Source organism: Bradyrhizobium sp. 62B (assembly GCF_030272265.2).
In the GTDB taxonomy this organism is placed as follows: Bacteria; Pseudomonadota; Alphaproteobacteria; order Rhizobiales; family Xanthobacteraceae; genus Bradyrhizobium.
The window spans coordinates 2,004,636-2,027,853 of record NZ_CP092841.2; the positions used below are offsets into that span (position 1 = coordinate 2,004,636).

27 protein-coding genes and 1 riboswitch are annotated in these 23,218 nt (G+C 64.9%); of the genes, 15 read left to right on the top strand and 12 right to left on the bottom strand.

Going from position 1 to position 23,218, the window contains the following annotated elements; genetic code table 11:
• The first annotated feature begins 185 nt into the window (after positions 1-185).
• Positions 186-404: a hypothetical protein gene (locus ML401_RS09505; RefSeq protein WP_194406744.1), complete on the top strand. Its 219-nt coding sequence runs from the start codon at positions 186-188 to the stop codon at positions 402-404.
• A gap of 880 nt (positions 405-1,284) precedes the next feature.
• Here ML401_RS09505 and ML401_RS09510 read toward each other — a convergent pair.
• The gene (locus ML401_RS09510; protein ID WP_211418028.1) at positions 1,285-2,037 is read right to left on the bottom strand and encodes an SDR family NAD(P)-dependent oxidoreductase; all 753 of its coding nucleotides are present in this window, start codon (positions 2,035-2,037) and stop codon (positions 1,285-1,287) included.
• 27 nt (positions 2,038-2,064) lie between these two features.
• Positions 2,065-2,706: a pyridoxamine 5'-phosphate oxidase gene (pdxH, locus tag ML401_RS09515; RefSeq protein ID WP_285811628.1), complete on the bottom strand. Its 642-nt coding sequence runs from the start codon at positions 2,704-2,706 to the stop codon at positions 2,065-2,067.
• Between the two features lie 113 nt (positions 2,707-2,819).
• On the opposite strand from pdxH, the gene ML401_RS09520 reads away from it, so the two are divergent.
• Together ML401_RS09520 and ML401_RS09525 are read left to right on the top strand one after the other, a co-directional pair.
• Positions 2,820-3,227 (top strand): RT0821/Lpp0805 family surface protein, encoded by a 408-nt coding sequence (locus ML401_RS09520; protein ID WP_194406747.1) that lies wholly within the window; start codon positions 2,820-2,822, stop codon positions 3,225-3,227.
• Positions 3,228-3,336: 109 nt separating this feature from the next.
• Positions 3,337-4,299, top strand: coding sequence for a DnaJ C-terminal domain-containing protein (locus ML401_RS09525; protein ID WP_194406748.1), 963 nt, complete (start codon positions 3,337-3,339; stop codon positions 4,297-4,299).
• A gap of 315 nt (positions 4,300-4,614) precedes the next feature.
• On the opposite strand, the gene ML401_RS09530 is transcribed toward ML401_RS09525, so the two are convergent.
• Positions 4,615-5,385, bottom strand: coding sequence for an anti-sigma factor (locus ML401_RS09530; protein WP_194406749.1), 771 nt, complete (start codon positions 5,383-5,385; stop codon positions 4,615-4,617).
• Between the two features lie 106 nt (positions 5,386-5,491).
• Positions 5,492-5,980 carry a sigma-70 family RNA polymerase sigma factor gene (locus ML401_RS09535; protein WP_194406750.1) on the bottom strand — a complete coding sequence of 163 codons (489 nt, stop codon included), beginning with the start codon at positions 5,978-5,980 and terminating at the stop codon, positions 5,492-5,494.
• A 173-nt stretch (positions 5,981-6,153) separates the two neighbouring features.
• Between ML401_RS09535 and fabI the strand changes: the two genes are divergently transcribed.
• The 4 genes from fabI (at position 6,154) to ML401_RS09555 (ending at position 10,064) form a co-directional block, all read left to right on the top strand.
• Complete coding sequence (gene fabI, locus ML401_RS09540; protein WP_211418025.1) at positions 6,154-6,969, top strand: enoyl-ACP reductase FabI; 816 nt, start codon at positions 6,154-6,156, stop codon at positions 6,967-6,969.
• 13 nt (positions 6,970-6,982) lie between these two features.
• Positions 6,983-7,582 carry a histidine phosphatase family protein gene (locus ML401_RS09545; RefSeq protein WP_211418024.1) on the top strand — a complete coding sequence of 200 codons (600 nt, stop codon included), beginning with the start codon at positions 6,983-6,985 and terminating at the stop codon, positions 7,580-7,582.
• Positions 7,583-7,705: 123 nt separating this feature from the next.
• Positions 7,706-8,794 (top strand): chorismate synthase, encoded by a 1,089-nt coding sequence (gene aroC / locus ML401_RS09550; protein ID WP_194406753.1) that lies wholly within the window; start codon positions 7,706-7,708, stop codon positions 8,792-8,794.
• A gap of 79 nt (positions 8,795-8,873) precedes the next feature.
• Positions 8,874-10,064 (top strand): adenylate/guanylate cyclase domain-containing protein, encoded by a 1,191-nt coding sequence (locus ML401_RS09555; RefSeq protein WP_285811633.1) that lies wholly within the window; start codon positions 8,874-8,876, stop codon positions 10,062-10,064.
• A gap of 4 nt (positions 10,065-10,068) precedes the next feature.
• On the opposite strand, the gene clpS is transcribed toward ML401_RS09555, so the two are convergent.
• From clpS to ML401_RS09580, 5 genes are read right to left on the bottom strand one after another with little or no spacing between them, the layout of a single operon-like run.
• Positions 10,069-10,374, bottom strand: coding sequence for an ATP-dependent Clp protease adapter ClpS (clpS, locus tag ML401_RS09560; protein ID WP_194406755.1), 306 nt, complete (start codon positions 10,372-10,374; stop codon positions 10,069-10,071).
• A gap of 42 nt (positions 10,375-10,416) precedes the next feature.
• Complete coding sequence (locus tag ML401_RS09565; RefSeq protein WP_285811634.1) at positions 10,417-10,758, bottom strand: DUF190 domain-containing protein; 342 nt, start codon at positions 10,756-10,758, stop codon at positions 10,417-10,419.
• 2 nt (positions 10,759-10,760) lie between these two features.
• A complete protein-coding gene (crcB, locus tag ML401_RS09570) occupies positions 10,761-11,186 on the bottom strand; it encodes a fluoride efflux transporter CrcB (RefSeq protein ID WP_285811635.1) in 426 nt (141 codons plus the stop codon).
• Positions 11,187-11,192: 6 nt separating this feature from the next.
• Complete coding sequence (gene crcB / locus ML401_RS09575; RefSeq protein ID WP_376717350.1) at positions 11,193-11,582, bottom strand: fluoride efflux transporter CrcB; 390 nt, start codon at positions 11,580-11,582, stop codon at positions 11,193-11,195.
• 16 nt (positions 11,583-11,598) lie between these two features.
• Positions 11,599-12,807, bottom strand: coding sequence for an MFS transporter (locus tag ML401_RS09580; RefSeq protein ID WP_376717351.1), 1,209 nt, complete (start codon positions 12,805-12,807; stop codon positions 11,599-11,601).
• A gap of 100 nt (positions 12,808-12,907) precedes the next feature.
• Positions 12,908-12,998: riboswitch (Fluoride riboswitch) on the bottom strand.
• Positions 12,999-13,271: 273 nt separating this feature from the next.
• Between ML401_RS09580 and ML401_RS09585 the strand changes: the two genes are divergently transcribed.
• Complete coding sequence (locus ML401_RS09585) at positions 13,272-14,135, top strand: DUF1194 domain-containing protein (RefSeq protein ID WP_211418017.1); 864 nt, start codon at positions 13,272-13,274, stop codon at positions 14,133-14,135.
• Between the two features lie 165 nt (positions 14,136-14,300).
• On the top strand, positions 14,301-14,936 hold the full coding sequence (locus tag ML401_RS09590; protein WP_194406760.1) for a hypothetical protein: 636 nt from the start codon (positions 14,301-14,303) through the stop codon (positions 14,934-14,936).
• A 27-nt stretch (positions 14,937-14,963) separates the two neighbouring features.
• Here ML401_RS09590 and ML401_RS09595 read toward each other — a convergent pair whose 3' ends face one another.
• Positions 14,964-15,737: an enoyl-CoA hydratase/isomerase family protein gene (locus ML401_RS09595; protein ID WP_285811638.1), complete on the bottom strand. Its 774-nt coding sequence runs from the start codon at positions 15,735-15,737 to the stop codon at positions 14,964-14,966.
• A 135-nt stretch (positions 15,738-15,872) separates the two neighbouring features.
• Between ML401_RS09595 and ML401_RS09600 the strand changes: the two genes are divergently transcribed.
• Both ML401_RS09600 and ML401_RS09605 read left to right on the top strand, forming a co-directional pair.
• Positions 15,873-16,256 (top strand): glyoxalase superfamily protein, encoded by a 384-nt coding sequence (locus ML401_RS09600; RefSeq protein WP_212065461.1) that lies wholly within the window; start codon positions 15,873-15,875, stop codon positions 16,254-16,256.
• 76 nt (positions 16,257-16,332) lie between these two features.
• A complete protein-coding gene (locus tag ML401_RS09605) occupies positions 16,333-16,950 on the top strand; it encodes a hypothetical protein (protein ID WP_285811641.1) in 618 nt (205 codons plus the stop codon).
• On the opposite strand, the gene ML401_RS09610 is transcribed toward ML401_RS09605, so the two are convergent.
• Together ML401_RS09610 and ML401_RS09615 are read right to left on the bottom strand one after the other, a co-directional pair.
• A complete protein-coding gene (locus ML401_RS09610) occupies positions 16,947-18,026 on the bottom strand; it encodes an Acg family FMN-binding oxidoreductase (protein WP_285811642.1) in 1,080 nt (359 codons plus the stop codon). The genes ML401_RS09605 and ML401_RS09610 overlap by 4 nt on opposite strands.
• Before the next feature lie 111 nt (positions 18,027-18,137).
• Positions 18,138-19,046: a GntR family transcriptional regulator gene (locus tag ML401_RS09615; RefSeq protein WP_246776449.1), complete on the bottom strand. Its 909-nt coding sequence runs from the start codon at positions 19,044-19,046 to the stop codon at positions 18,138-18,140.
• A 91-nt stretch (positions 19,047-19,137) separates the two neighbouring features.
• Here ML401_RS09615 and ML401_RS09620 point away from each other — a divergent pair, with 91 nt between their 5' ends.
• Genes ML401_RS09620 through ML401_RS09635 form a run of 4 tightly spaced genes read left to right on the top strand, consistent with a single transcriptional unit; the run spans position 19,138 to position 23,218 of the window.
• Complete coding sequence (locus tag ML401_RS09620; RefSeq protein ID WP_285811643.1) at positions 19,138-20,073, top strand: hydroxymethylglutaryl-CoA lyase; 936 nt, start codon at positions 19,138-19,140, stop codon at positions 20,071-20,073.
• On the top strand, positions 20,070-21,284 hold the full coding sequence (locus ML401_RS09625; protein WP_285811644.1) for a CaiB/BaiF CoA-transferase family protein: 1,215 nt from the start codon (positions 20,070-20,072) through the stop codon (positions 21,282-21,284). The genes ML401_RS09620 and ML401_RS09625 overlap by 4 nt, the downstream gene beginning before the upstream one ends.
• A gap of 42 nt (positions 21,285-21,326) precedes the next feature.
• Positions 21,327-22,373, top strand: coding sequence for an ABC transporter substrate-binding protein (locus ML401_RS09630; protein ID WP_285811645.1), 1,047 nt, complete (start codon positions 21,327-21,329; stop codon positions 22,371-22,373).
• Complete coding sequence (locus ML401_RS09635) at positions 22,370-23,218, top strand: ABC transporter ATP-binding protein (protein ID WP_285811646.1); 849 nt, start codon at positions 22,370-22,372, stop codon at positions 23,216-23,218. Before ML401_RS09630 ends, ML401_RS09635 begins: the two co-directional genes overlap by 4 nt.

Here is a 23,218-nt window from a genome sequence, read left to right on the forward strand (position 1 = left end):
TAGTGACCGAGACCTTACGCCGGACGCAGAGACACGGCTCATCGTGTCGCAGAATAGATCGAGATTGAGGCGTCGCGGTGATGGTTGCACCGTGCCGCAATTCCTCCGGTAAAATTTGAGCGGTGGGCTGAACGTTTGCGCGAAACTTGTCTGCGATAAGCAGTGCGTAGCCGCGAGGAACAACCATGGTTGAGAAACACATAACGTCGCCCCGCAACGTCATCGATCTGGCGAACTATCGTCAGGCGATGACGATCGGCAAGGCGTCGTCGATGTCGGTGCGCATGTGCCGGCACTGTGGTGCTCCGCTGCTCGACGGTGAGAATGACGACGACTGCTCGACCGCATTCAGCTCGGCCGCTCCGCGGCCGCGCGACAGGTCACGTCGGATTCGAATCGATTGAGGAACGGAAGGTAAGGGCGATCCAGGTCTTGCGGCGGCGTTGTCTGGATCGCCTTGCTTCCTTCCTTCGTCATCTGTCAGGTCTGTCAGCTGTGACGCCTGATGGGCAGGTGCGCTAGAGGCCGACTGAAACGCTCATTCAGCCGAAACGGAGCCTGTGTCGGCTGCTGTCAATCAGCTCGCGCAAAAATATTCCACTTTACCGAAATTCGGTTTTCGCGTATGTGTCGCCCATCCCGGCTCACCAGGAGGGGCGATCTCGAGGTCGTCTTGATCGCGAGCCGGGCTTGCGGTGGACGCGGCAGCGTCGGCATGAGAAGTGCGGGCAGGGCGGGTAGTCCCTGTGAGCCCGTGGCCGCGTGCAGACGACGGCGCTGTTCAGTTCGTCTCGCCACGTTCTTTCGGCAACGTCGACAAGGCCGGGAGATAACGTGGTGACCAGCGAATGCGCGTACGGCAAAACCGTGTGGTCCTGGCCGTCGTTGCTACGGTCAAGCCTGTTCGAAGATGCGCGCGAGCCCAACCGGGTGGACGGCATCGTCAATTCGAACGGCGAGGGAGGCCAGAGGAAAGTTCGGCTCCCGGGAGAGCGCGGCATAAGCCGTCCGACCATCGCGCAGGGAAGGTCGAGTGTTCGGCCACACCTGTATGCTGCTGTGCGGTTCTTCCTGCGTGTGCTCTAGCGCAGCGGACCGCGGGTGCGTGCCAGCACCCGGCCTTCCCTGCGCCCTCTTGGCTTGAGGGTGGAGCGACGAAGCAAATCTCGGGCGAATTCAGCCGCGAGAACGCGAAGGCATGCCTGCAAGGCGACGAAGCAATCCGGAGTCTTTCCGCGGAAAGATTCCGGATTGCTTTGCTGTGCTCGCAATGACGAGAAGAACCTATACGTGCTGGCCGCCGTTGATGTGGATCTCCGCGCCGTTGACGTAGGAGCTGGTGTCCGTGCACAGCACGTAGATGATCTTGGCGACCTCGTCGGGGGTGCCGAGGCGGTGCATCGGGATCTGCTGCTCGACGATCTTCTCGGTGCCAGGCGACAGGATCGAGGTGTCGATCTCGCCCGGTGCGATGGCGTTGACGCGCACGCCGACGCGGCCGAAGTCGGAGGCCATCTCACGCGTCAGCGAGGCGAGCGCGGCCTTCGAGGTGGCGTAGGCGGCGCCCGCGAACGGATGCACGCGCGAGCCGGCGATCGAGGTGACGTTCACGACCGATCCCTTGGCCGCCTTCAATTCCTCAATCAGTCCGCGCGCGATCATGATCGGCGCGAAGAAGTTGACGTGGAAGACATGCGTCCAGGTATCGAGATCGGTGTCGACCGAGCCGAGCCGGGAGCCGCCGGGGCCCTTCGGCGAGATCGCGGCGTTGTTGACCAGCGCATGCAGCATGCCGCCTTCGAGCCGGTCGCGGATATCGGAGATCGCGCGGGTCGTGTCCGCGGGACTGCTGAGATCGACCTGGATGTGATCCTCAGGGCCGGCATCCCACGGACAATCCTCCGGGAACGGATGTCGCGAGCAGGTGATGACGCGCCACCCCGCCGAGGAAAAGCGGATCACGGTGGCGTGGCCGATACCGCGGCTTGCTCCGGTCAGGAGCAGCGTGCGGCGCGGCGCATTGGACGAATGCGGCATGGACATCTTTCAGGTCGGCCCAAAGTCTTAAGGGTACATCCGCGTCTTGGACCACGGTTGGCCGGCCGCGTCACGGCGAAATTCGATGCGGTCGTGCAGACGGAATGGGCGGTCGTGCCAGAACTCGATCCGCGCGGGCGTGATGCGCCAGCCGCTCCAGCCCGGCGGCCGCGGCACTTCGCCGATGACGTATCTGGCCGCGACTTTCGCGATGGCTTGTTCGAAGGCGAAGCGGCTCTCCAGCTCCTGCGACTGCTTGCTCGCCCAGGCGCCGATCTGGGCCTGCTTGGGCCGGGTGGCGAAATAGGCGTCGGCCTCGGCCTCCGTCACCGGCGTCACGTTGCCGCGGATGCGGACCTGACGGCGCAGCGACTTCCAGTGAAAAAGTAAAGCGGCCTTAGGATTTGCGGCGAGTTCGCGGCCCTTCTGGCTTGCGATGTGGCTGTAGAAGACAAAACCCTCGGTATCGAAGCCTTTCATCAGCACCATGCGCACATCAGGCAGCCCGTCGGGGTCGACGGTTGCGAGCGCCATGGCGTTCGGATCGTTCGGCTCGCTCTTGATCGCCTCGTTCAGCCAGCTCTCGAACAGCGCAAATGGCTCGTCGGCGGCGGTGAAATCACCGGATGTTAAGGGTGTCTGGTGTTTCATCGAGGTCGTGTCGGTCATGTCTGGAGTCCGAGTTGCGTCCCGCGGCCCAAAACGCGTTGTCGTCCGCTACCGCCCTATATAGGGCATGGGGACGCGTTGGCCTATCGGCGATCCGACCCACAGGCCTCGTCATGACGATCATTCTGATCGGGCTCGGTACCGGGGGATGCAGCTTTTCCCGCAAGGACCAGAGCGCCTACGCCAAGGCCGACGACAGCGACCTCACCGGCTCGATCGCGCGACCGGCGAAGGAGGCCCCGCCGACCGAGACCGATCTCGCCTTCGCCCGCAACGCCGCCTCCGACGTCCTCAGCAAGGGCGACAAGGATTCCAGTCAGCATTGGGAGAATCCGGAGACCGGGGCGCGCGGCTCGGTGACCCCGATCGCGCAATCCTATGCCGCCGAGGACGGCCGCAAATGCCGCGATTTCCTGGCGAGCTATGTCAACGGGGCGACCGAAAGCTGGCTCCAGGGCGCCGGCTGCCAAAGCACCCGTGGCCGTTGGGAGATTCATACGCTAAAGCCGTGGCGGAGCTAGGATTCGGTCGGCAAGCCTAGTTGCAAAAATGCCACTCCGCCCCCACATGGATCGCAGGTGGGGCGGGGAGCCCTTTGAACAATTCGATTTCTTGAAGGAGACGTGACGGATGCGCGACCCCTATGAGGTCTTGGGGGTGCCGCGGAGCGCTAGCGCTGCCGCGATCAAGAGCGCCTATCGCAAGCTTGCCAAGAAGCACCATCCCGACAGCAACAAGGACGACCCCAAAGCCGCCGAGCGCTTCTCCGAAATCAACTCGGCGAACGAGATCATCGGCGACGAGGACAAGCGCAAGCAGTTCGACCGTGGCGAGATCGACGCCGAGGGCAAGCCGCGCTTCCAGGGGTTTCCGGGCGGTGGCGGGCCGCGTGGCCGCGCCGGTCCCGGCGGCTTCGAAAGCTATTCGTTCCGCTCCGGCGGCGGCCCTGGCCAGGGCGGCGGCGCCTTCGAGGATATCCTCAACAGCATGTTCGGCGGCGGGATGCGCGGCGCCCGTCCTGGGGCCGGCGGTGGAGCCCAGTTCGAATTCGACACCGGCGGCGTCGGGCTCGATCTCGACGTCAACGTTGCCATGTCCGTCTCGCTGGAAGAGTCGGTCAAGGGCGGCGAGAAACGCGTCCGGCTGCCGACGGGCAAGGAGCTCAACGTCAAGATTCCCGCCGGCGTCACCGAGGGCCAGCAGATCCGGCTCCGGGGGCAAGGCGAGTCCGCGCAGGGCCATCCGCCCGGCGATCTCCTGATCACCATCAACATTGCCCCGCACCCGTTCTTCAAGGTCGAGGGCGCCGACCTCAGGATCGACCTGCCGGTCACGCTCTACGAGGCCGTGCTCGGGGCCAAGGTCCGCGTGCCCACCCTCGGCAATGCCGTGGAGCTTTCGGTCCCGAAAAACACCTCCAGCGGCCGGACCTTCCGGCTCAAGGGCAAGGGCCTGCCAAAATCCGGTGGAACCGGAGATCTCTTCGTCACCGTCAGGATTATGCTACCGGACGGGAACGACGCCGAGCTTGAAGCATTGATGGAGAAGTGGCGGGACCAACACCCCTACAATCCACGTAGCGGGCTTGGTTAGGCGATTCTAACTGAAGGGGTTCTCCTAAAGGCCTAGGGCATCGTCCGGGAGATGATGCTCATCATATGCCTGAGGCGTGGTAGCGCTTCACGAATTCGACGTGTCGGCTGTCCGGCGGGGCAGCCGATAAAAAAGTGCGGCCTCGAGAGGGGGACCAGCGCGGTACCAAAAACCCCAATCGAGGCCGCCCGCGTCGATCGGCGGATCGAACGCTGCTCATTTTCGCGTGATCATCCGGTGCGATAATGAGACGCACCGATGTCTTCATTCCAAATTTTCAATGTCGGAATCTGGGCACTGCGGTGCAGCAGTCTTTCAGGTGCCGTTTTTCTCGGCCTGATCATAGACCGCCTGCGCCACCTTGGTCAGCCGGTCGCGATCACCGCCCCCGCTGACGACGTAGCCGACGCCGCGCTCGGCCCAGAACAGCGCGCCGTCCTTGTCCGTTTTGGCGTAGCGCATTTGCGTTGCACCATTCTCGGTCTTGGCCGTGTAGATGGTGTAGCGCTCGCCCGAGGCACCTTCATACATCAGGAACGAGGCCGGACCGCTTGGCCCCGGCAAAAGCCGGCCGCCGACGAGCTTCAGCCCGCTGGCCTCCAGGTTCGGCGCGAACACGGTCCAGCCGCAGCGCCGGGTCAGCCAGGCCTGGAGGTGGTCGCGCTCATTGCCGCCGACCTCGACGGGGTGGCGGACCTCGACGACATAGAGACGGTGTGCGTCGAGCGCGTCCGCGGTAAAGCTCTGGAAGGTCGAGGGCGCGCTGGCGGCGCCATGCGCGACCCAGCCGGCCGTGCCGCCGGCGACGAAAGCAACCAGCACAGCCGCGGCGGCACCATAGAGCCATTGCCGCGGGCGGCGTTCCAGCCGCTCGAGCTCCAGCCGCGCCGGCACCGGCTCCTGGGCGATGGAATCGTAGCGGGCGTGCAGCATCTCCGCCATCGCGCGCCAGGACTGCACGCGCTCGGCCTCTTCAGGATGGGCGGCAAGCCAGGCCTCGACGTCGGCGCGGCGCTCGGCCGGCAGCTCGCCGTCGACATAGGCGTGCAGTTCGTCCTCGGTCACTGGGATCTTGCGCTCGTTCATTTCGATCGTCTCTGGCTCTGTGGCCCTGAATGTCGTTCAAAGTTCAACTTCGCGTCGCTCATCGGCATGCTGCAGGCGGACAATACGCGGTGCATCAATCCTGCCATCATTTCACCCGCCGCAGTGCCGGGCGCTCGCCTTCCAGCGAGGCCTTGACGTGGGCGCGCGCGCGGGCGAGGCGCGACATCACGGTGCCGATCGGCACGCCCTGGATGTCGGCGACCTCGCGGTAGCTCATGCCTTCCAGCATGACCAGCAGCAACACCGAGCGTTGCTCCTCGACGAGCGTCGCCAGCGCCCTCTCGATGTCGCGGCCTTCGGCTTCGGTGCCGCTGGCATCCGGGTTGTTGTCCGTCAGTTGCATGAACTGCGGACGTCTTGCCAGCGAGCGCCGCCGATTCTTGTTGAGGTTGGTCAGGATCGTGTAGAGCCAGCTCCTGACGTCGCCTCCGAGAAACAATCGCTCCGAGCGCAGGGCCCGCACCAGCGTGTCCTGCACCAGATCGTCGGCCGCGTCCGCGTCGCGCGTGAGCGCGCGGGCGTAGCGGCGCAACGCCGGGATCATGGCTTCCACACTCTGGCGAAACGCACTCATTGCGGTCTTGACGTCCTGGTGTCAGGCGCGAGCGCCCATAGTGATCATAACACCCGAATGGAACGGCTATTCCGCCGCTCGAAACAGCGTTAACGCGGCGTATTAGGGCTGTACCGCAGGGGAGGGCTGGTGTACCTCCAGACCTCACCAAGAGTTCGACGGGACGTTCAAAAATGGCGCAGAATTCAGGTCTGATGCAAGGAAAGCGCGGGGTGATCCTCGGCCTTGCCAACAACCGCTCGATCGCCTGGGGCATCGCCAAGGCATGCCACGCCGCCGGCGCCGAGCTCGCCTTCACCTATCAGGGCGATGCGCTGAAGAAGCGCGTCGAGCCGCTCGCCGCCGAGATCGGTGGTCTCGTGCTCGGCCATTGCGATGTCACCGATGCTGCGACCATCGATGCCGCGTTCGCGGTGCTGAAGGAGAAGTGGGGCAAGATCGACTTCCTGGTGCACGCGATCGCCTATGGCGAGCAGCTCGAGGGCCGCTACGTCGACACCACGGCGGAGAATTTTTCCAAGTCGATGCTGATCTCCTGCTACTCGTTCACGGCCGTGGCGCAGCGCGCCGAGAAGCTGATGACGGATGGCGGTTCGATGATCACGCTCTCCTATTACGGTGCCGAGAAGTGGATGCCGCATTATAACGTGATGGGCGTGGCGAAGGCGGCGCTGGAGGCTAGCGTGCGCTATCTCGCCGCCGATCTCGGCGAGAAGAACATTCGTGTCAACGCGATCTCGGCCGGTCCCATCAAGACTCTCGCGGCATCCGGCATCGGCGACTTCCGCTATATCCTGAAGTGGAACGAGACCAACGCGCCGATGCGGCGCAACGTCTCGACGGAAGACGTCGGCGGCAGCGCGCTGTATTTCCTCTCCGACCTCTCGCGCGGCGTCACCGGCGAGGTGCATCACGTCGATTCCGGCTATCACGTGCTGGGCATGAAGCGGCCCGATGCCCCGGACATTTCGTTCGGCGGCAAGGACTAGTTTCAAATCCGGAATGGCCGTGCCCACGATCTACTATCTTCGCCACGGCGAGACCGAGTGGAATGCGCTCGGCAGGCTTCAGGGCACCAAGGACATCCCGCTGAACGCGCGCGGGCGCGATCAAGCCATCCAGGCCGGCAGCATCCTCGCCGATTTGTTCAAGCGCGAGGGGCGCGACAAGGCGGCGCTGCCTTACGTGTCGAGCCCGCTCGGCCGTGCGCGCCAGACCATGGAGCTCGCCCGCGGCAAGCTCGAACTGCCGGTTGCCGACTATGCGCTCGATGATCGGCTGCGCGAGATCGGCTACGGCGGCTGGGAAGGGCTGACGCTGGCCGAGAGCGAGGCGAAAGATCCCGACATTTACGCAAGGCGCCTCGCCGACAAATGGACGGTGGGTCCGGCGGGCGGGGAGACCTATGCCGACGTCCAAATCCGCGTGCGCGCCTGGTACGATCAGCTGCAGGCCGACACCGTCGCGGTCGCCCATGGCGGCACCTGCCGGGCCCTGATGGTGTCGCTTGGCCTGGAGACACCGGCCAGCGCCGCCGAGCTCTATATCCAGCAGGGCGCCGTCTACGTGTTCCGCGAGGGACGGCTGGAAAAGTTCAGTTAGGCCACCCATCGTCATTCCGGAACTGGTCCTTCGGACCATCCCGGAATGACGGGAACGGGGTTGAACGCCGTGATCCGCGGCGCTACCACAAGTCAGAACTGACTTACGAACCACCGAGCAGCGATGTCCTTCAACACCTTCGGCCACATGTTCCGCGTCACCACCTTCGGCGAAAGCCATGGGGTGGCCATCGGCTGCGTGGTCGACGGCTGTCCGCCCATGATCCCGCTCACCGAGGCCGACATCCAGGGCGACCTCGATCGCCGCCGGCCCGGCCAATCGCGCTTCACCACCCAGCGCCAGGAGCCAGACCAGGTCAAAATCCTCTCCGGCGTGATGGCGCATCCGGAGACCGGTGTGCAGGTGACGACGGGCACGCCGATCGGGCTCCTGATCGAGAACACCGACCAGCGCTCGAAGGACTATTCCGAGATCAAGGACAAGTTTCGCCCCGGGCACGCCGACTTCACCTATGAAGCCAAATACGGTCTGCGCGATTATCGCGGCGGCGGCCGCTCCTCCGCGCGCGAGACCGCGACGCGCGTTGCGGCCGGTGCGATCGCGCGAAAAGTGCTGCCCGACGTCCGCGTGCGGGGCGCTCTGGTGCAGATGGGCCCGCACAAGATCGACCGCGCCAAATGGGACTGGGACGAGATCGCAAGGAATCCGTTCTTCTGCCCGGACAAGGACAAGGCCGCGTTTTTCGAGACCTATCTCGACGGCATCCGCAAGAGCGGCTCCTCGATCGGCGCGGTGATCGAAATCGTCGCCGAAGGTGTGCCCGCCGGACTGGGCGCGCCGATCTACGCCAAGCTCGATTCCGATCTGGCGGGTGCGATGATGACCATCAACGCGGTGAAAGGCGTCGAGATCGGCGCCGGCTTTGGCGCGGCCGAACTCACCGGCGAGGAGAATGCCGACGAGATGCGCACCGGCAATGACGGTACGCGCTTCCTGTCCAACCATGCCGGCGGCGTGCTGGGCGGAATCTCCACGGGGCAGCCGGTGGTGGTGCGTTTCGCGGTGAAGCCGACCTCCTCGATCCTGCAGCCCCGCCGGACTGTCGATCGCCAGGGCGCAGACACCGAAATCTTCACGAAGGGCCGCCACGACCCCTGCGTCGGCATCCGCGCCGTTCCCGTCGGCGAGGCCATGATGGCGTGCGTGCTGGCCGACCACTTTCTGCGCGACCGCGGGCAGGTGGGGCGCTAGCGCCGAGTAGGGCGTCGTGCCGCGGTACTAGCCCACCGCGCAGCTTGACGATCCCGCAACTTCGTCCGCAAATGCGGGCATGCAAAGCTCCGAGCTCCAACGCGTCTCTAATTGGCTGATCGACGGCGCCTGGTCGACGGTGGAGCCAGTCGCCATGATCGCGGATTTCTGCGAACGTCTGGTCGTAGCCGGTCTACCGCTGTGGCGGTTCGGCATTTTCATCCGCACGCTCCACCCCGAAATATTCGGCCGCAACTTCATCTGGCGGCAGGGCGGAGAGGTCGAAATCGGCACTGTCGAATTCGATGTGCTGGACTCGCCGGCGTTCGCCCAGAGTCCGCTTCGGATCGTATTCGAGCAGGGGCTCGAGGTCAGAGGGCGTGTCGACGATCCCGCCAGCCAGCGATTTCCCATCATCAACGACATGCGCGCCGAAGGCGTGACCGATTATATCGCGGTGCCGCTGCCGTTCCTCGACGGCTCCGACAACGCGACAAGCTGGATGACGCGGCAGCCCGGCGGCTTCAGCGACGACAACATTGCGGCGATCCGCTCCATCATTGCACCGCTCGCGCGCGTCAGCGAGATCATCAGCCTGCGCCGCACCGCCGAGATGCTGCTCGACACCTATGTCGGCAACCGCGCCGGCGCGCGCATCCTCGGCGGCCAGATCCGGCGCGGCCACAACGACACCATGCAGGCCGCGATCTGGCTCTCGGACCTGCGCGGCTTCACCGCGCTCTCGGACCGGCTGCCCGCCGAGACCGTCGTCGAGATCCTCAACCACTATTTCGATTGCCAGGTCACCGCGATCCGTGGCCATGGCGGCGAGGTGCTGAAGTTCATGGGCGACGGCCTGCTCGCGGTGTTTCCGATCGACGAATATGTCGGCGACGCCGCCCATGTCTGTACGCGCGTGCTGGAAGCGGCGCGCGAATCCCGCGCCAGCGTCGAGGCGCTGGCCTTTCCGGTCGGCGACGCCGTCGAGCGCTTCCGCTTCGGTGTCGCGCTGCATGTCGGCAACATCCTCTACGGCAATATCGGCGGCGGCAACCGCCTCGACTTCACCTGCATCGGCCCCGCGGTGAACCTTGCCGCGAGGCTGGAGAAGATCACGGGTCGGCTGGGTCGGACCGTCGTCGCCTCGGAAGGTTTTGCCAATGTCTGCCGGCACGACTGGCACCAGCTCGGCGAATTTCCGATTGCCGGGTTCTCCAAGGCGCAGCGCGTGTACGGGCTGGCGGAAGAGACGCCGGTGCTGGTCGATTGAGCCGCTATTCCTCCGGCTCGGTCGTGAACAGCAGTGGATAGCCCTTGGCGCGGCCGGCGTCGGTGGCGCGGGTCGCCTTGGTCTCGGCGACGTCCTTGGTGAACACGGCGACGACACAAGCCCCCAGCTTGTGGGCGGTGATCATCACCTTAAAGGCCTGATCCTCCGTCATGCGGAATTCGGCCTTCAGCACCATGGTGACGAATTCGCGCGGCGTGTAGTCATCGTTGATCAGGATGACCTTGTGCAGCTTCGGCCGCTCGACCTTGGTCTTCGTCCTGGTTTTCGGCTTGGTAACGGTGTCGTTCATTCCGCCTCCTGGGATCGGCGGGCTCGGTTCCAGCCGCGGCGATCAGCTCGCAGCCTTCTCACCATATTGCAGGACCTGCACCTTCTCCAAGGTGATCAGCCCGCTCGACATCATGCCATCCAGGATGGGCAGGAATGCGTTGATGTTGTCGTCGCTGTCGACGATCTCGATCAGCAGCGGCAAATCTTCCGAAAGCCGCAGGATCTTCGAGGTGTGCAGCCGGCTCGATTTGCCGAAGCCCATGGGCCCGCGCAGCACGGTGGCGCCGGCAAGGTGCCGCTCGCGCGCCGTCATCACGATCGCTTCATAGAGCGGTTTGCCCTCGAAATGATCGCTCTCGCCGATGAAGATCCGGAGCGAAACTGCCTGATTGGGAATTTGCATGGTCAGCTCCTTGTCAAGCGGTTGTAGCGGCTCGCCATGATATGGCCGATCCATACCGACACCAGCCAGCAGATCACGGAAGCGGCGATGTAGGCGAGCGCCGTGTATTTCATGCCGCCATGGAGCAGGCGGAAGGTCTCCAGGCTGAAAGTCGAAAAGGTGGTGTAGCCGCCGCAGAACCCGGTCATGACGAACTGCCGGTGCTCCGGCCGCGCCAGCATCCGGCCGTCCGGGCCGGTCAGCGCCGCGTAGAAGCCGATGATCAGCGAGCCCGTCGCGTTGATGAACAGCGTCGCGAAGGGAAAGCCCGGTCCCGTATCGAGTGCAAGCCCGACAAGATAACGCGTCAGGCCGCCGACGATGCTGCCGGTGGCAACCCAGGCATAGAGCATCGCAGTGCGCCAGCGCTCGGCGGAAGGGGAGTTCATCAGCCGCTAGCCTCCCAGACGATCGGCAAGGAGGAAGCCGCAACTGACGGCGGCAAGGCACAGTCCGACGGAGAACACGATATTGCCGAGCGCGTGCATCGGCTCGCCGCTTCGCGCGAGCGTCAGCGTCTGCAGGCTGAACGAGGACACCGTGGTGTAGCAGCCGAGAAATCCTGTCACCGCGAACAGCCACGGATCAGGCGTCGCGAACACCGAGCCGGGATGGGTCGCCAGCGCGCCGAAAATGCCGATCAGGAAGGCGCCGGTGACGTTGATGGTCATGGTGCCCCACGGAAACGTCTCGCCCAGCCGCCGCGCGATCGCACCGGAGACGAAATAGCGTGCGCAGCCCCCCAGGGCACTACCGATCACGATCGCGATTGCTCCGCTCAGCACGATGAACAGCCTCCCGTCACGATTTTCCTTCCGCCGCCAGACCGTTGCCGACGGCGAGCAGACCGATGAGCGCGACCAGCGCGAAGCCCAGTCCCGCAAGGAACGTTCCCGCCGGACCATAGACGTCCCACAGCGCGCCCGCGATCACGCTCGCGGCCAGCAGGGCAAGGCCGGTGAACAGATTGAAATAGCCGAACGCGGTGCCGCGCAGGTTCGGCGGTGCGGCATCGGCAACGAGGGCCGAGAGCAGGCCCTGCGTCAGCCCCATATGCAGTCCCCACAGCACGACACCGAGCGCGAGGCCTGCCAGATTAGGCAGCAGCGCAAGCGCCAGATCGGCCCCGGCGAGGAAGACGAGGCCGAGCGCGAGCAGGCCGGTCCGGTTGATGCGGTCCGAGAGCACGCCGGCCGGATAGGCCGACAGGGCGTAGACGATGTTCATCAGCACCAGCACCGCTGGCACCCACATCGCATTCAGCCCGATGTTCTGTGCGCGCAGGATCAGGAAGGCCTCGCTGAAACGCGCCAGCGTGAAGATGATTCCGACGGCGACGACGCGCCAATAGACCGCTCCGAGCTGCCGCATCGCGGCGAAGTTGAGCGGATTTTTTGCAGGCTCCCGGCTTGGGTCCGGCTCCGGCTCGCTCACCGCGAACGCGATCAAGCCGAAGGACAGGAAGGCCGGCAGCACCGCGACCCAGAAGACGAGAGCGAAATTGTCCGCCGTCCACCACATCAGGCCGATCGCCACCAGCGGTCCGACGAAGGCGCCGATGGTGTCGAGCGATTGCCGCAGGCCAAAGCTCGCGCCGCGCAGGCCGACGGGAGCCATATCGGCGATCAGCGCATCGCGCGGCGCGCCGCGAATGCCCTTGCCGACGCGGTCGCTGAACCGCGCCGCCACCAGCCATCCGACGCTGGGCGCAAGCGGGAACAGCGGCTTGGTCAATGCGGCGAGGCCATAGCCGAGTGCGGCGAGCAGCTTGCGGCGGCCGAGCCAGTCCGACAGCGCGCCGGAGAAGATCTTGGTGATCGAGGCGGTCGCCTCCGCAATGCCCTCGATGAAGCCGACGGTCAGTGTCGAAGCGCCGAGCACGGTGACGAGATAGACCGGCAGCAGCGCGTGGATCATCTCGGAGGAGATGTCCATCAGCATCGAGACGAAGCCGAGCACCCAGATTCCTCTCGGTAGCCCGCTACGTGCGGCATTCGATGTCGTCGTCACGTCTTCGCCTTCTCCTGGCCTTGCACCAGACAACAAAAAACCCGCCACCGGCGGGTTTGTCCATGCTCCCGCCGAAGGCAGAGGCTCAAAGATTGCCCCTCCTCAAGCAGGAGTCATCAGCCCACTACGGTCCAAGATGACGGGTCAAGGCCGCCGGGCGGTTGTCGGGGGACTCCATCCCCATCTGTGCGGCCAACCTAGCATGGAAATCGCTTGGAACAAGTGGCGGGCGCGTCTCGGCCGGCGTCGTCATTCGGGATTCGGCTCTTCGAGTCGCCCCGGAATGACAGTGCTTATGATCGCGCCTGTTCCGGCAGCGCAAGCGCAACATGGCGGCAGCATTGCGCAAAGCGCGCGTACTAACCCGCAGATTCCTAACTTGAATGTGAAGCGCAAGCGATCTTCGCGCTTTGCGGCAAGGCGATTGCATGTCACCATCGCGTCATACGACGGGAGAGGCTGCGATGCGCTTGCTGTTCTCGATCGGGGCTGTGCTGGCGGCCGGCATGTTTGCCGGAGGAGACGTCGCGGGCATCGCGGCGCCAGGACCTAAATTCGAGCCGCCCAAAAGTCAGCCGCAGCGTTCGGCGGCCGACAGAGACGCGCAGACGGTTGACGTCGAGCTGATCCTCGCTGTCGACGTGTCCTACTCCATGGACATGGACGAGCTCGCGATCCAGCGCGAGGGCTATGCGCAGGCGATCCAGTCGAAGGAGTTCCTCCAGGCCCTGAAGCTCGGCCCGAATGGACGGATCGCGGTGACCTATTTCGAGTGGGCCGCTTCCAGCGACCAGAAGATCATCATCCCCTGGCGGCTGGTCGATGGTCCTGAAACGGCGGATGCGGTCGCCGCCGAGATCATGAAGACGCCGATCCGGCGCGCCTCGCGCACCTCGATCTCGGGCGCGATCACCTTCGCGATGCCGCTGTTCGAAGAGGATCCCTATCGGGGCCTGCGCCGTGTGATCGACATTTCCGGTGACGGCCCCAACAACAATGGCGGCCCGGTCACGGTGGCGCGCGATGCCGCGCTCGAGAAGGGCATCGTCATCAACGGCCTGCCGATCATGGTCAAGGAGCCGTCCTATTCGACCATGGATATCGACAATCTCGATTTCTACTACGAGGACTGCGTCATCGGCGGCCCTGGCTCCTTCGTCATCACGATCAAGGACCGCGACAAATTCAAGGAAGCGATCCGCACCAAGCTGCTGATGGAGGTCGCCGGCCGCACGCCGGAGCGTCCTGTGATGCGGGTCGCCGACAAGGAGCCGCGCGTCAACTGCCTGATCGGCGAGAAGATCTGGTCGGACCGCTGGGGGCGCTGAAGGGCCGGCTGAGACCTTTTGCCCGCCCGGCCCATGCCCGAGCTTAACGGCTCGTTAACCGGTGCAGGGCCCTAATCAGCCGGTTTCCGTTCGTTTCCAGTCGGCATCCTGACATTGCCGAAGCGAATGAAAGCGGGTTTATCCGGCCCGTCTCCGAGCGCTCCAATGGCCATCGTCTCATCGAGCACCAACCAGATTTCGCCCGCCAACGAGCGGCTGTATCACCAGAGTGCTCTGGTCGGCGACTGGAAGGGCAATTGGGTCGGCAATAACCAGCCCGTCGGCTTCAAGGTCGTGAACATCCGCGGCGCCCGGGCGCAGGTCGAGTACACCCATAACGGCCACACCGAGCGCGGCTTTGCCGAGGTTCAAGGCACGCTCATCACCTTCGGCGGGGTCACGGTCGGCACCAAGGACGGCAAGAACATGGTGATGCTGTTCTCCTTCGGAGGCGCCGGCAAGCAGACCGCCAATCTCGAGAAGCAGGCCCCGCCCGCTTCCGACAGCCGTCTGATGGGAAGCTGGGGCGGCTATTCCAGCGCCAATGGCAAGAGCGCGAGCTTCAAGGTGCTGGCCGTCAACGGCAAGGAAGCGCAGGTCAGCGTCACCACCGACGGCGTCACCCGCCAGGGCACCGGCTACGTCTACAAGAACGTCATCATGTTCGGGCAGACGCAGATCGCGACCGATGACGGGCAGAACGGCAAGGTCATCTACCAGGTCGGCACGAAATCCTTCATGGTGCCGGTGACGAAATATCCGCCGGCCGATTCATCGTCCTCCGTGGACAGGACCGCCTGAGCGCGCTGTCCTTCGTCGGTCTCTCCATCACCGGTTCGGTGCCCGCTTCTCCACGAACGCTCTCAAAAGCTCCTGCGCCTCGTCGGTCGTTGCGACATTGCAGAAATCATCCACGGCGCTCGCGATGCTGCGCCGGTAGTCGAGATCGATCTGGCGCATGAAGGCGGCGCGGCCCATCCGCAGCACCGCGGCCGATTTGGCGGAGAATTGCGCCGCAAGCCTCAGCACCTCCGTCTCGAGTTCGGCATCGCCGACCACGCGGTTCACCACGCCGAGCTCGCGCGCTTCCATGGCGCTGAAGACCCGGCCGGTGAACAGCAGCTCGAAGGCACGATGACGTCCGACGATGCGCGGCAGATGCGCATAATGGATCGCGGGAATGACGCCGACGTCGATCTCGGGATAGCCGAACGTCGCGCTCTCCGCCGCAAGCACCACGTCGCAGGACACCGCCATGGTCATGCCGCCGCCGCGCGCCGCGCCACCGACCGCGGCGATCGACGGCTTTCCCAGCCCGTACTGCGCATCGTAGAGGTCGATATAGAGCGCCTGGAGGAATTCGCGGATCTCGGCGCCGGACTTGCCGAGCAGGATGTCGAGATCGAGGCCCGCCGAAAAACGTTTTGCAATTGCGCTCGCCAGCACGACGACGCGCGCGCCGTCATCGTCCGCCGCGCGGCGGAAGGCTGCGACGACGCTGCGGATCATCTCGAGGCTCAGCGCGTTGACGGGCGGGCGGCGTAGCGTGATGCGAGCGACGTCGCCGAGACGTTGGTACGCGACGGGATTGTCAGATGTCACCGGGCTCTCCGTGCGGGATCGGCAGCGACAAGAGAGTCGCTTCGGGACCAGCTTACGTTGCGGCGCGACCCGTGCAAGAACCCGAGCGCGCATGCTAGGCTGCGTGCGGGAGATCGCTCGCGAGGGAGAGGACAGATGACCGAGGAACGTCCCAGGATGGCCGGCTCCGCCACCGTCTTCGTCGTCTCGGACATCGCGGCGAGCCTCGCCTATTACCGCGACGTTCTCGGGTTCGAGGTCACCTTCGAATACGGCGAGCCGGCGTCCTATGCCTGCCTGTGCCGCGACGAGGTCGCTCTGCATCTGCTCGCGGCGGCCGCAACCAAGCGGCTGCCTGGACAAGGCGGTCTCTGCATTTTCGTCACCGACGTCGACCGGATCTATGCCGAGGCGACAGGACGTGGCGCGAAGCCCATCAACCGGCCGGAGGACCGCGACTACGGCATGCGCGATTTCGACGTGGTCGATGCCGACGGCAATCAGCTCACATTCGGCATGGGTATCCCGGAACCCGGGTGAGACGACACGGCGTCGCCTCGCTGGCATTCCTCCTCGCTGGAGGGTATGATTTGCGAGGTTTTCGAAGGTTACCCGAATGTCCCGCCTTGCAGCTTCATGCGGTCTTGCAGCTCTCGTCGCCGTGCTCTGCCTCGGCGCAACGTCCGCTGATGCGCAAGTTGCACCGCTGAGGTATGTCATTCCGGGCGGACCCTTTGGCTTTGGCGGCAGCGATGGCCAGAGCGCCGATATCTACGGCAATTTTTCGAGCTTCAATGCCGGCGACGCCGGCGGGCGTACCAATTTCGCGAACGGCTTCTTCGTCGGCAGTCAGCGCGGTAATCTCAATTGGAGCGGGCTCAGTCAGACCGGACTCAGTCAGGCCGGATTTGCCGGAAATTTCAACGCGCTCTCTTATGACAGTACGCAGTTCGGCTACAGCACCAAGACCGCGGGCGGCTTGCCCGTGACGTTCTTCGCTGGTTTCGACACTTTGAAATATGGCAATGGCATCGGCAGCTCGGTTGCGCCGCTAACCTCGGGCGCGGCACCCGGCTACAGCGCGTTTGCGGGCGTGGAATTCAAGCCGACCTCCAATCTCAGCCTGTCGTTCGGCGCCGGTTTCATCCAGCAGGACTCGGGCCGCATGGACAGCGATATCCGATCGAACATGCTGCCCGGCGAGTCGCCGGCGCTGAGCGGTCTGCGGCGTTAGGATCGCATCACCAGCTCCGGCGGACGCCGCGGCGATTTCGGCAGGTCCGGACCGGCTCCGAAGCGCATCACGATATCGCATCGCCGTTCGCCCAGTCCAAGCGAGGCCGCAAATTGCGACCTCAGCGCCGCCACCTCGACCGGCTGGTTGACGAAGGCATATTTCAGTCCCAGCGCGGTTGCCTGCAAGCCGAAGCGCTGGCAGGCGCGGCCGACCGCGATCCAGTGCGATTTGTCGTTGCGATCTGCAGCGAGCGCGACGACGCCCGCCGAGGCGGCGAGCTGTTCGCGATACTTCTTGTTTTCCCCGCTTTCGGTGAAGAAGAGTTTCAGAAGCGGCCGCGCCAGCCATGACGGCAGGGAGGGATTTCCCGAGGCAGGCGCGAACAACCCGTCCATGGTTGCGAGCGCTTCCGCCTCGTTGAAGCGAATCCAGCTCACGAGCTCGCGCATGAAGGCCTTGTCGCGCATTTGCGCCGAATTGCCTTCGAGCACGTAGTCGGCGACCTCGGCGATCGCGGCGCGCTCGGTCATCAGGATGGCTGTGACGTCAGGTTCACGACAGGCATCCTCGAGCCGACGCAAGGTCTCGGGCGCGACGGGCCTGCCGTCGAACGCCGCGCGGGTGCATTGCCTGATCGGAATCGCGGCCGCCAACGCAGATGGGGTGGGCGGCGCTTGCTCGAGCGCGATCACGATCCGGTCGCCGTCGATGACCGGGTCGGCGCGCCAGCCCAGCGTGGACGCCGCGAGGATGAGGTTTTCGGCTGCGCAGCCGAGACTGACGAACAGGTGATGATCGTCCGGATCGACGGCCGGGCAGCGGCGCGAAAAATCCGGCGCGATCGCGATGTCGTTGCCGCGTGCGGAGAAGATCCACGGTTGGGTGTTGTGGCTATTGGCTGCGAGAGTGGCAAAGCGCACGAGTTCGCGATCCCGCGGCACGGCCCGCAGCGGAGCCCGAGATGCCGTCACCGCCGCGTCATAGGTCGTCGCCGCCCCTGCGGCGGGAAGACCGCTGATCGCAGTCGCGGACAACCCGAGCGCGGTTGCGATGAACTGTCGCCGGTCAACCACAAGCGTCCGCTCCCTGCCGTTGCGCAGGATGCGTCTAGCAGTGGCGGGCTCCGGAACGATTGACCGGAATCAAGATCGGACAGCGAATTCCACGCAAGCCGGGTTTGCGCATCACGACAAGCCCGCCACCAGCGGCCGTTGCAGATGCCGGGCCATGAGTTCGGCCGCCTCGGTGTAGCGCCGCGTCTCCAGAACGTCGAGCAGGCGCAAATGCTCGCGCACATGCCGCCGCATACCCTCACGGTCGGCGAAGCTGCGATAGGCGAACAGGCGTCTGATCGAATTCACGCGCTTCAGCGCTTCGAGAAAGAAGGGATTGCCGGCTCCGCGGATAATCTCTTCGTGGAATTCGCAGCCCGACTGAAAGATCTCGCCGATCGTCATCTTCTCGATCTCGCCTTCGAACACGCGTTGCTGACGTTCGCGCAGGCGCACGATCACCTCCTGCGGTAGCGAAAAGCCGGGCTGCGCGATGGCCGCCGGCTCGATCACCGCGCGAAACGCCTTGGCCTGCGCTTGCGCTTCGGGACTGGAGACCGTCTCCGCAAAACGCCAGCCATAGCCCGGCAGGCGTGCGATCCAGCCCTCGGCGGCGATCCGGTCCAGCAGCCGCTGCAACTCGGCGCGCGTGACGTCATAGCGGCGCATCAGCTCCGCCTCGGTGACATCGACCGGCAGCCGTGTCGCGAGCACGTCGCCCGCGACGGTCGCATACACCTGCTCGTTGCGCCTGACCGCCGCGAGCGCGGGCTGGGCTGCGCCGCTGGTCGGATTCTTCGCCAGCACGAAGCCGCGATGCGGCTCGCCGCGCGCCAATCCCGCCGCTTCCAGCGCCTTCAGGCCGAGCCGGATCGGCGCGCGTGAAAGGTCCAGCGCATCCGCAAGCCTTTGCTCGATCAGGCGGTCGCCGGCCTTCATGCCTTCGCGCCGGGCGAGCGCCATGATCAGCCCGGCGAGGTGCTCGGCGCGTTCGGAACCGTTCTTGTCGCTGCGCGGTCGGGAACTATCGGATGCGCTCATTGCAGTGCACGCAAGTTTTAGGGCTTGACAGACTGTCCCACAGATTGTTCTTTTCCGCAACAATATACAATCGACCCAGGGAGAGAGCCCGATGGCGCGCGCGCCCGATGTTCACATATGCGAGGTTGCCCCCCGCGATGGTCTCCAGAACCTGGACATCTTCGTTCCGACCGAGGCCAAATGTGCGCTGATCGACACGATCGCCGCTGCCGGCGTTCGCGAGATCGATGCCGGATCGTTCGTGCCGCCGAAGGTCGTGCCGCAATTCGCTGACGTCGATGCGGTGATGGCGCATGCGCTGACACACAAGTCGGCGACCATCGGCGCACTGGTGCCGAACCCGAAGGGCGCCGAGCGCGCCATCGCGGCAGGCGTTGACGCCGTCTATTTCGTCATCTCCGCGAGCGAGACGCACAACCAGGCCAATGTGCGCCGCTCGGTCGACGAGCAGATCGAAGCATTTCGCGCGGTCCGCGCCGCGATCGACGACCGGCCTGTGGGCCAGCGGCCGCAATTGATGGGCGCGATCTCCACCTCCTTCGGCTGCTCGCTGGAGGGTGAGGTGAGCGAAGCGGCCGTGTGCCGGGTGGCGCGCGCCTTCGCCGAGGCCCGCGCCGACGAGATCGGGCTTGCCGACACCGTCGGTTATGCGACGCCCAAATCGATCGGGCAGATCGTCTCGGCGGTCCGGCGCGAGGTCGGATCGCAAATGACGCTGCGGCTGCATCTGCATGACACGCTCGGTGCCGGCCTCGCCAATGCCGTCGCGGGCCTCGAAGCCGGCATCCGCCGGTTCGATGCCGCGGTGTCCGGCCTCGGGGGCTGTCCCTTTGCTCCGGGAGCGCGCGGCAACATCGTTACCGAGGACCTCGTGTTCATGCTGGAACGCATGGGCCTCTCCACCGGCATCGACCTCGATCGCCTGATGCAAACGCGCGAAATTCTCGCCCGCCATATCCCGGCAGCACATTTGACGGGGCATCTGCACGAGGCCGGAATCCCGAAGGTCCTGCGGAGCGCGGCATGAGCACGGCTGCGCGTGAGACGGCATCGGGGCTTCGCCCGCTCGCCGGCCTTCGGGTCGTCGAGTTCAGCCAGATGGTGATGGGGCCGAGCTGCGGCTTGATCCTCGCCGATCTCGGCGCCGACGTGATCAAGGTCGAGCCGCCCAAGGGCGACCGCACCCGGTTTTTCAAGGGACCCGCCGCCGGCTTCTTCGCCACCTACAGCCGCAACAAGCGCAGCATCGCGCTCGACACGTCGACGGCGGAAGGCCAGGGCGTCGCGCGCAGGCTCATCGAGAACAGCGACGTCCTGATCGAGAATTTCCGGCCGGGCCTCTTGAAACGGATCGGCCTCGACTACGAGAGCGTCGCGGCCTTCGCGCCACGTCTGATCTATTGCTCGCTCAAGGGCTATTTGCCCGGACCTTACGAGAACCGCCTCGCGCTCGACGAGGTCGTGCAAATGATGGGTGGCCTTGCTTACATGACCGGTCTGCCCGACCGACCGATGCGCGCCGGCGCCTCGGTCAACGATGTCATGGGCGGCATGTTCGGTGTGATTGCGATCCAGGCTGCGCTCGCCGAGCGGCAGCGGACCGGCCGGGGCCGCTACATCCAGAGCGCGCTGTACGAGAACAACGTGTTCCTGATGGCGCAGGCCATGATGTGCGAGGTGGTCAGCGGCCAGCCGTCCATTCCATATTCGATCAAGGACAGTCCGTGGCCGGTTTACGATCTTTTCGACACCAAGGACGGCTCGAAGCTGTTCGTCACCATCGTCGGCGAAGAGCAATGGGAGGCGTTCTGTCGGGCCTTCGATCGTGAGGCCTGGCTCGTTGATCCGCGCTTTGCGACGAGCAACGATCGCGTCGATCATCGCAGCTGGCTGATCCCCGAGATCGCGAAGATCTTCAAGCAATGGGACAAGGCCGATCTCGCAGCGCGTCTCGAACAACTCGATTTGCCCTACGCCCCGGTGAACAAGCCCGGCGACCTCTTCGATGATCCGCATCTCAACCGGTCGGGCGGCCTGACCGAGATTCGGCTGCCCGGCGGCGGCGCGGCCAAGACGCCGCTGCTGCCGATTTCCATGGACGGAAGGCGCCTGCCCAATCGCTACGATCCACCTGGGATCGGCGAGCACAGCGGCGAGATCCTGAACGAGATCGGGATGTCGCCGAATGAGATCGAGGCGCTCCGACAGGCCGGGACGATCAAGGTCGCGCCGTCTTGATCGATCGGCGCCATCGAACAAAAGCAAAGGGAGGAGGAGCACATGAGCATTACCAGACGCCAGGCGCTGATCGCCGGCTCCACATGGGCCGGCGCATCTTTGCTGCCCGGACAATCGCGCGCCGAGGCCAAGCAGGTCTCGCTCGCCTTCGGGCCGGTCTCGCCGGTCTATGCCATCGGCATGATCGCGGAGCTGAAGGGGTACTTCAAAGACGAAGGACTCGATTCCAAGCTCATCACCGGCAACGCCGGCACATTCGGGCGCCAGACGCTGGCGGCAGGGCAGGCGTTGTTCGCCCATGGCGATGCCAGCCACCCGCTCCAGCTCGGTGCGCGCGGCAAGCCGTGCAAGATCCTGCTCGCGACCGAGATGGTGTGCTCCTACGCCAGCATCATGGTCCGGCAGGACCTCTACGAGAGCGGCATCACTACGGTCGAGAAGCTCGCCGACTTCAAGCGCCCCGATGGCGCCAAGCCGATCGTTGCCGCCACCGCGATCGGGTCCGGCACCTGGGTATTCGGCACTTATGTGTTCGAAGCGCGCGGGCTTGGCAGCAAGGTGAACTGGGTCGCGGGCGGCGGGCCCAACACGATGTTCCCTTCGCTCCAGACCAAGCAGTTCGACGCCATCATGGCGCCGCCGAGCTGGATCGTCGAGGTCGAGAAGAAGGGCTTTGGCAAGACGATCTACGACACCTCCAAACCCGGTGTGTTCGAGAAGGATTTCGGCGGGACGCTACCGGTGCTCGTGATCTACACGCTGCAGGACACGGTCGAGCAGGACAAGGCGATGGTGCAGGCCTATGTCAACGCGATCTATCGCGCGATGGCCTTCGTGAAGGCGACGCCGCTCGCGGAGGTGCAGGCGCTCGTTGCGCCGAAATATTTCTCAGGGATAGATCCCGATGCGATCAGCGCCGAGCTCGGCTTCGACAAGTCGACCTGGGCCTATGACGGTGTCATCGACAAGGCTGCGTTCGAACGCGGCGCCAAGCCCTGGTACCGCAAGGGCACGGATATCCCCGAGACCAGGTACGAGGATGTCGTCGACATGAGCTTCCTCCAGGCAGCCAGGGCGAAATACAAATGATCGCCGCGTCAGGCCAGGGCCTTGCGCTCGCGTGCGACGAAGATCAAGCAGCGGCGGCGCGCATCCGCATAACGGTGCAGGGGCTCACCAAACGCTTCAACGCGTCGGGGCGAGAGTTCGTGGCGGTGGACGACGTCTCCTTCGAGATCAAGCAGGGTGAGTTCGTCGCGCTGCTCGGGCCGTCCGGCTGCGGCAAGAGCACCATTCTCAACATGGTCGCGGGGCTGCTGCCGCGCTCCGGCGGACGCATCCTGATCGACGAGAACACGGTCGAGACCGGCAAGGTCAACCCCGGGGTCGGGTACGTCTTCCAGCGCGATACGCTGTTTCCCTGGCGCACCGTCGAGCAGAACATCGGCTATGGGCTGGAGATCGCGGGATTGCCGAAGGTCGAGCGTGCGGGGCGCGTCGCTTCGGCCGTCGAGAAGGCCGGGCTCACGGGCTTTGCGCAGAGCTTTCCCCGCATGCTGTCCGGCGGCATGCGCCAGCGCGTCGCCTTGATGCGCACGCTGATCCTCGAGCCCGAGATCCTGCTGATGGACGAGCCGTTCGGCGCGCTCGACACCCACACCAAGCTGGAGATGCACAAGACGCTGCTGGAGATCTGGGAACGCGAACGGCAGACCGTGTTGTTCGTGACGCACGATCTCGGCGAAGCCTTGACCTTGGCGAGCCGCATCATCCTGCTCTCGGCGCGGCCCGGACGCCTCAAGGAAGATTTCGACGTCGCCATTCCGCGTCCGCGCGATCCCGTTGCCATACGCGAGACCGCCGAATTCGGCCGCCTCTATTCCCACATCTGGCATTCGCTCGGCGAAGAGTTCCGCCGTACCAGGGCCGACTGA

Bases quoted from the DNA above. Each gene is read 5' to 3' on its own strand.
- clpS (WP_194406755.1), bottom strand. From the start codon at position 10,374: ATGAACGACACCGTTACCAAGCCGAAAACCAGGACGAAGACCAAGGTC.
- ML401_RS09600 (WP_212065461.1), top strand. From the start codon at position 15,873: ATGACCGAGGAACGTCCCAGGATGGCCGGCTCCGCCACCGTCTTCGTC.
- ML401_RS09535 (WP_194406750.1), bottom strand. From the start codon at position 5,980: ATGAGTGCGTTTCGCCAGAGTGTGGAAGCCATGATCCCGGCGTTGCGC.
- fabI (WP_211418025.1), top strand. From the start codon at position 6,154: ATGGCGCAGAATTCAGGTCTGATGCAAGGAAAGCGCGGGGTGATCCTC.
- ML401_RS09555 (WP_285811633.1), top strand. From the start codon at position 8,874: ATGCAAAGCTCCGAGCTCCAACGCGTCTCTAATTGGCTGATCGACGGC.
- ML401_RS09530 (WP_194406749.1), bottom strand. From the start codon at position 5,385: ATGAACGAGCGCAAGATCCCAGTGACCGAGGACGAACTGCACGCCTAT.
- ML401_RS09635 (WP_285811646.1), top strand. From the start codon at position 22,370: ATGATCGCCGCGTCAGGCCAGGGCCTTGCGCTCGCGTGCGACGAAGAT.
- ML401_RS09520 (WP_194406747.1), top strand. From the start codon at position 2,820: ATGACGATCATTCTGATCGGGCTCGGTACCGGGGGATGCAGCTTTTCC.
- ML401_RS09525 (WP_194406748.1), top strand. From the start codon at position 3,337: ATGCGCGACCCCTATGAGGTCTTGGGGGTGCCGCGGAGCGCTAGCGCT.
- ML401_RS09590 (WP_194406760.1), top strand. From the start codon at position 14,301: ATGGCCATCGTCTCATCGAGCACCAACCAGATTTCGCCCGCCAACGAG.
- crcB (WP_285811635.1), bottom strand. From the start codon at position 11,186: ATGAACTCCCCTTCCGCCGAGCGCTGGCGCACTGCGATGCTCTATGCC.
- ML401_RS09545 (WP_211418024.1), top strand. From the start codon at position 6,983: ATGGCCGTGCCCACGATCTACTATCTTCGCCACGGCGAGACCGAGTGG.
- pdxH (WP_285811628.1), bottom strand. From the start codon at position 2,706: ATGACCGACACGACCTCGATGAAACACCAGACACCCTTAACATCCGGT.
- ML401_RS09625 (WP_285811644.1), top strand. From the start codon at position 20,070: ATGAGCACGGCTGCGCGTGAGACGGCATCGGGGCTTCGCCCGCTCGCC.
- ML401_RS09630 (WP_285811645.1), top strand. From the start codon at position 21,327: ATGAGCATTACCAGACGCCAGGCGCTGATCGCCGGCTCCACATGGGCC.
- ML401_RS09605 (WP_285811641.1), top strand. From the start codon at position 16,333: ATGTCCCGCCTTGCAGCTTCATGCGGTCTTGCAGCTCTCGTCGCCGTG.
- ML401_RS09565 (WP_285811634.1), bottom strand. From the start codon at position 10,758: ATGCAAATTCCCAATCAGGCAGTTTCGCTCCGGATCTTCATCGGCGAG.
- ML401_RS09505 (WP_194406744.1), top strand. From the start codon at position 186: ATGGTTGAGAAACACATAACGTCGCCCCGCAACGTCATCGATCTGGCG.
- ML401_RS09510 (WP_211418028.1), bottom strand. From the start codon at position 2,037: ATGCCGCATTCGTCCAATGCGCCGCGCCGCACGCTGCTCCTGACCGGA.
- ML401_RS09620 (WP_285811643.1), top strand. From the start codon at position 19,138: ATGGCGCGCGCGCCCGATGTTCACATATGCGAGGTTGCCCCCCGCGAT.
- ML401_RS09615 (WP_246776449.1), bottom strand. From the start codon at position 19,046: ATGAGCGCATCCGATAGTTCCCGACCGCGCAGCGACAAGAACGGTTCC.
- aroC (WP_194406753.1), top strand. From the start codon at position 7,706: ATGTCCTTCAACACCTTCGGCCACATGTTCCGCGTCACCACCTTCGGC.
- ML401_RS09585 (WP_211418017.1), top strand. From the start codon at position 13,272: ATGCGCTTGCTGTTCTCGATCGGGGCTGTGCTGGCGGCCGGCATGTTT.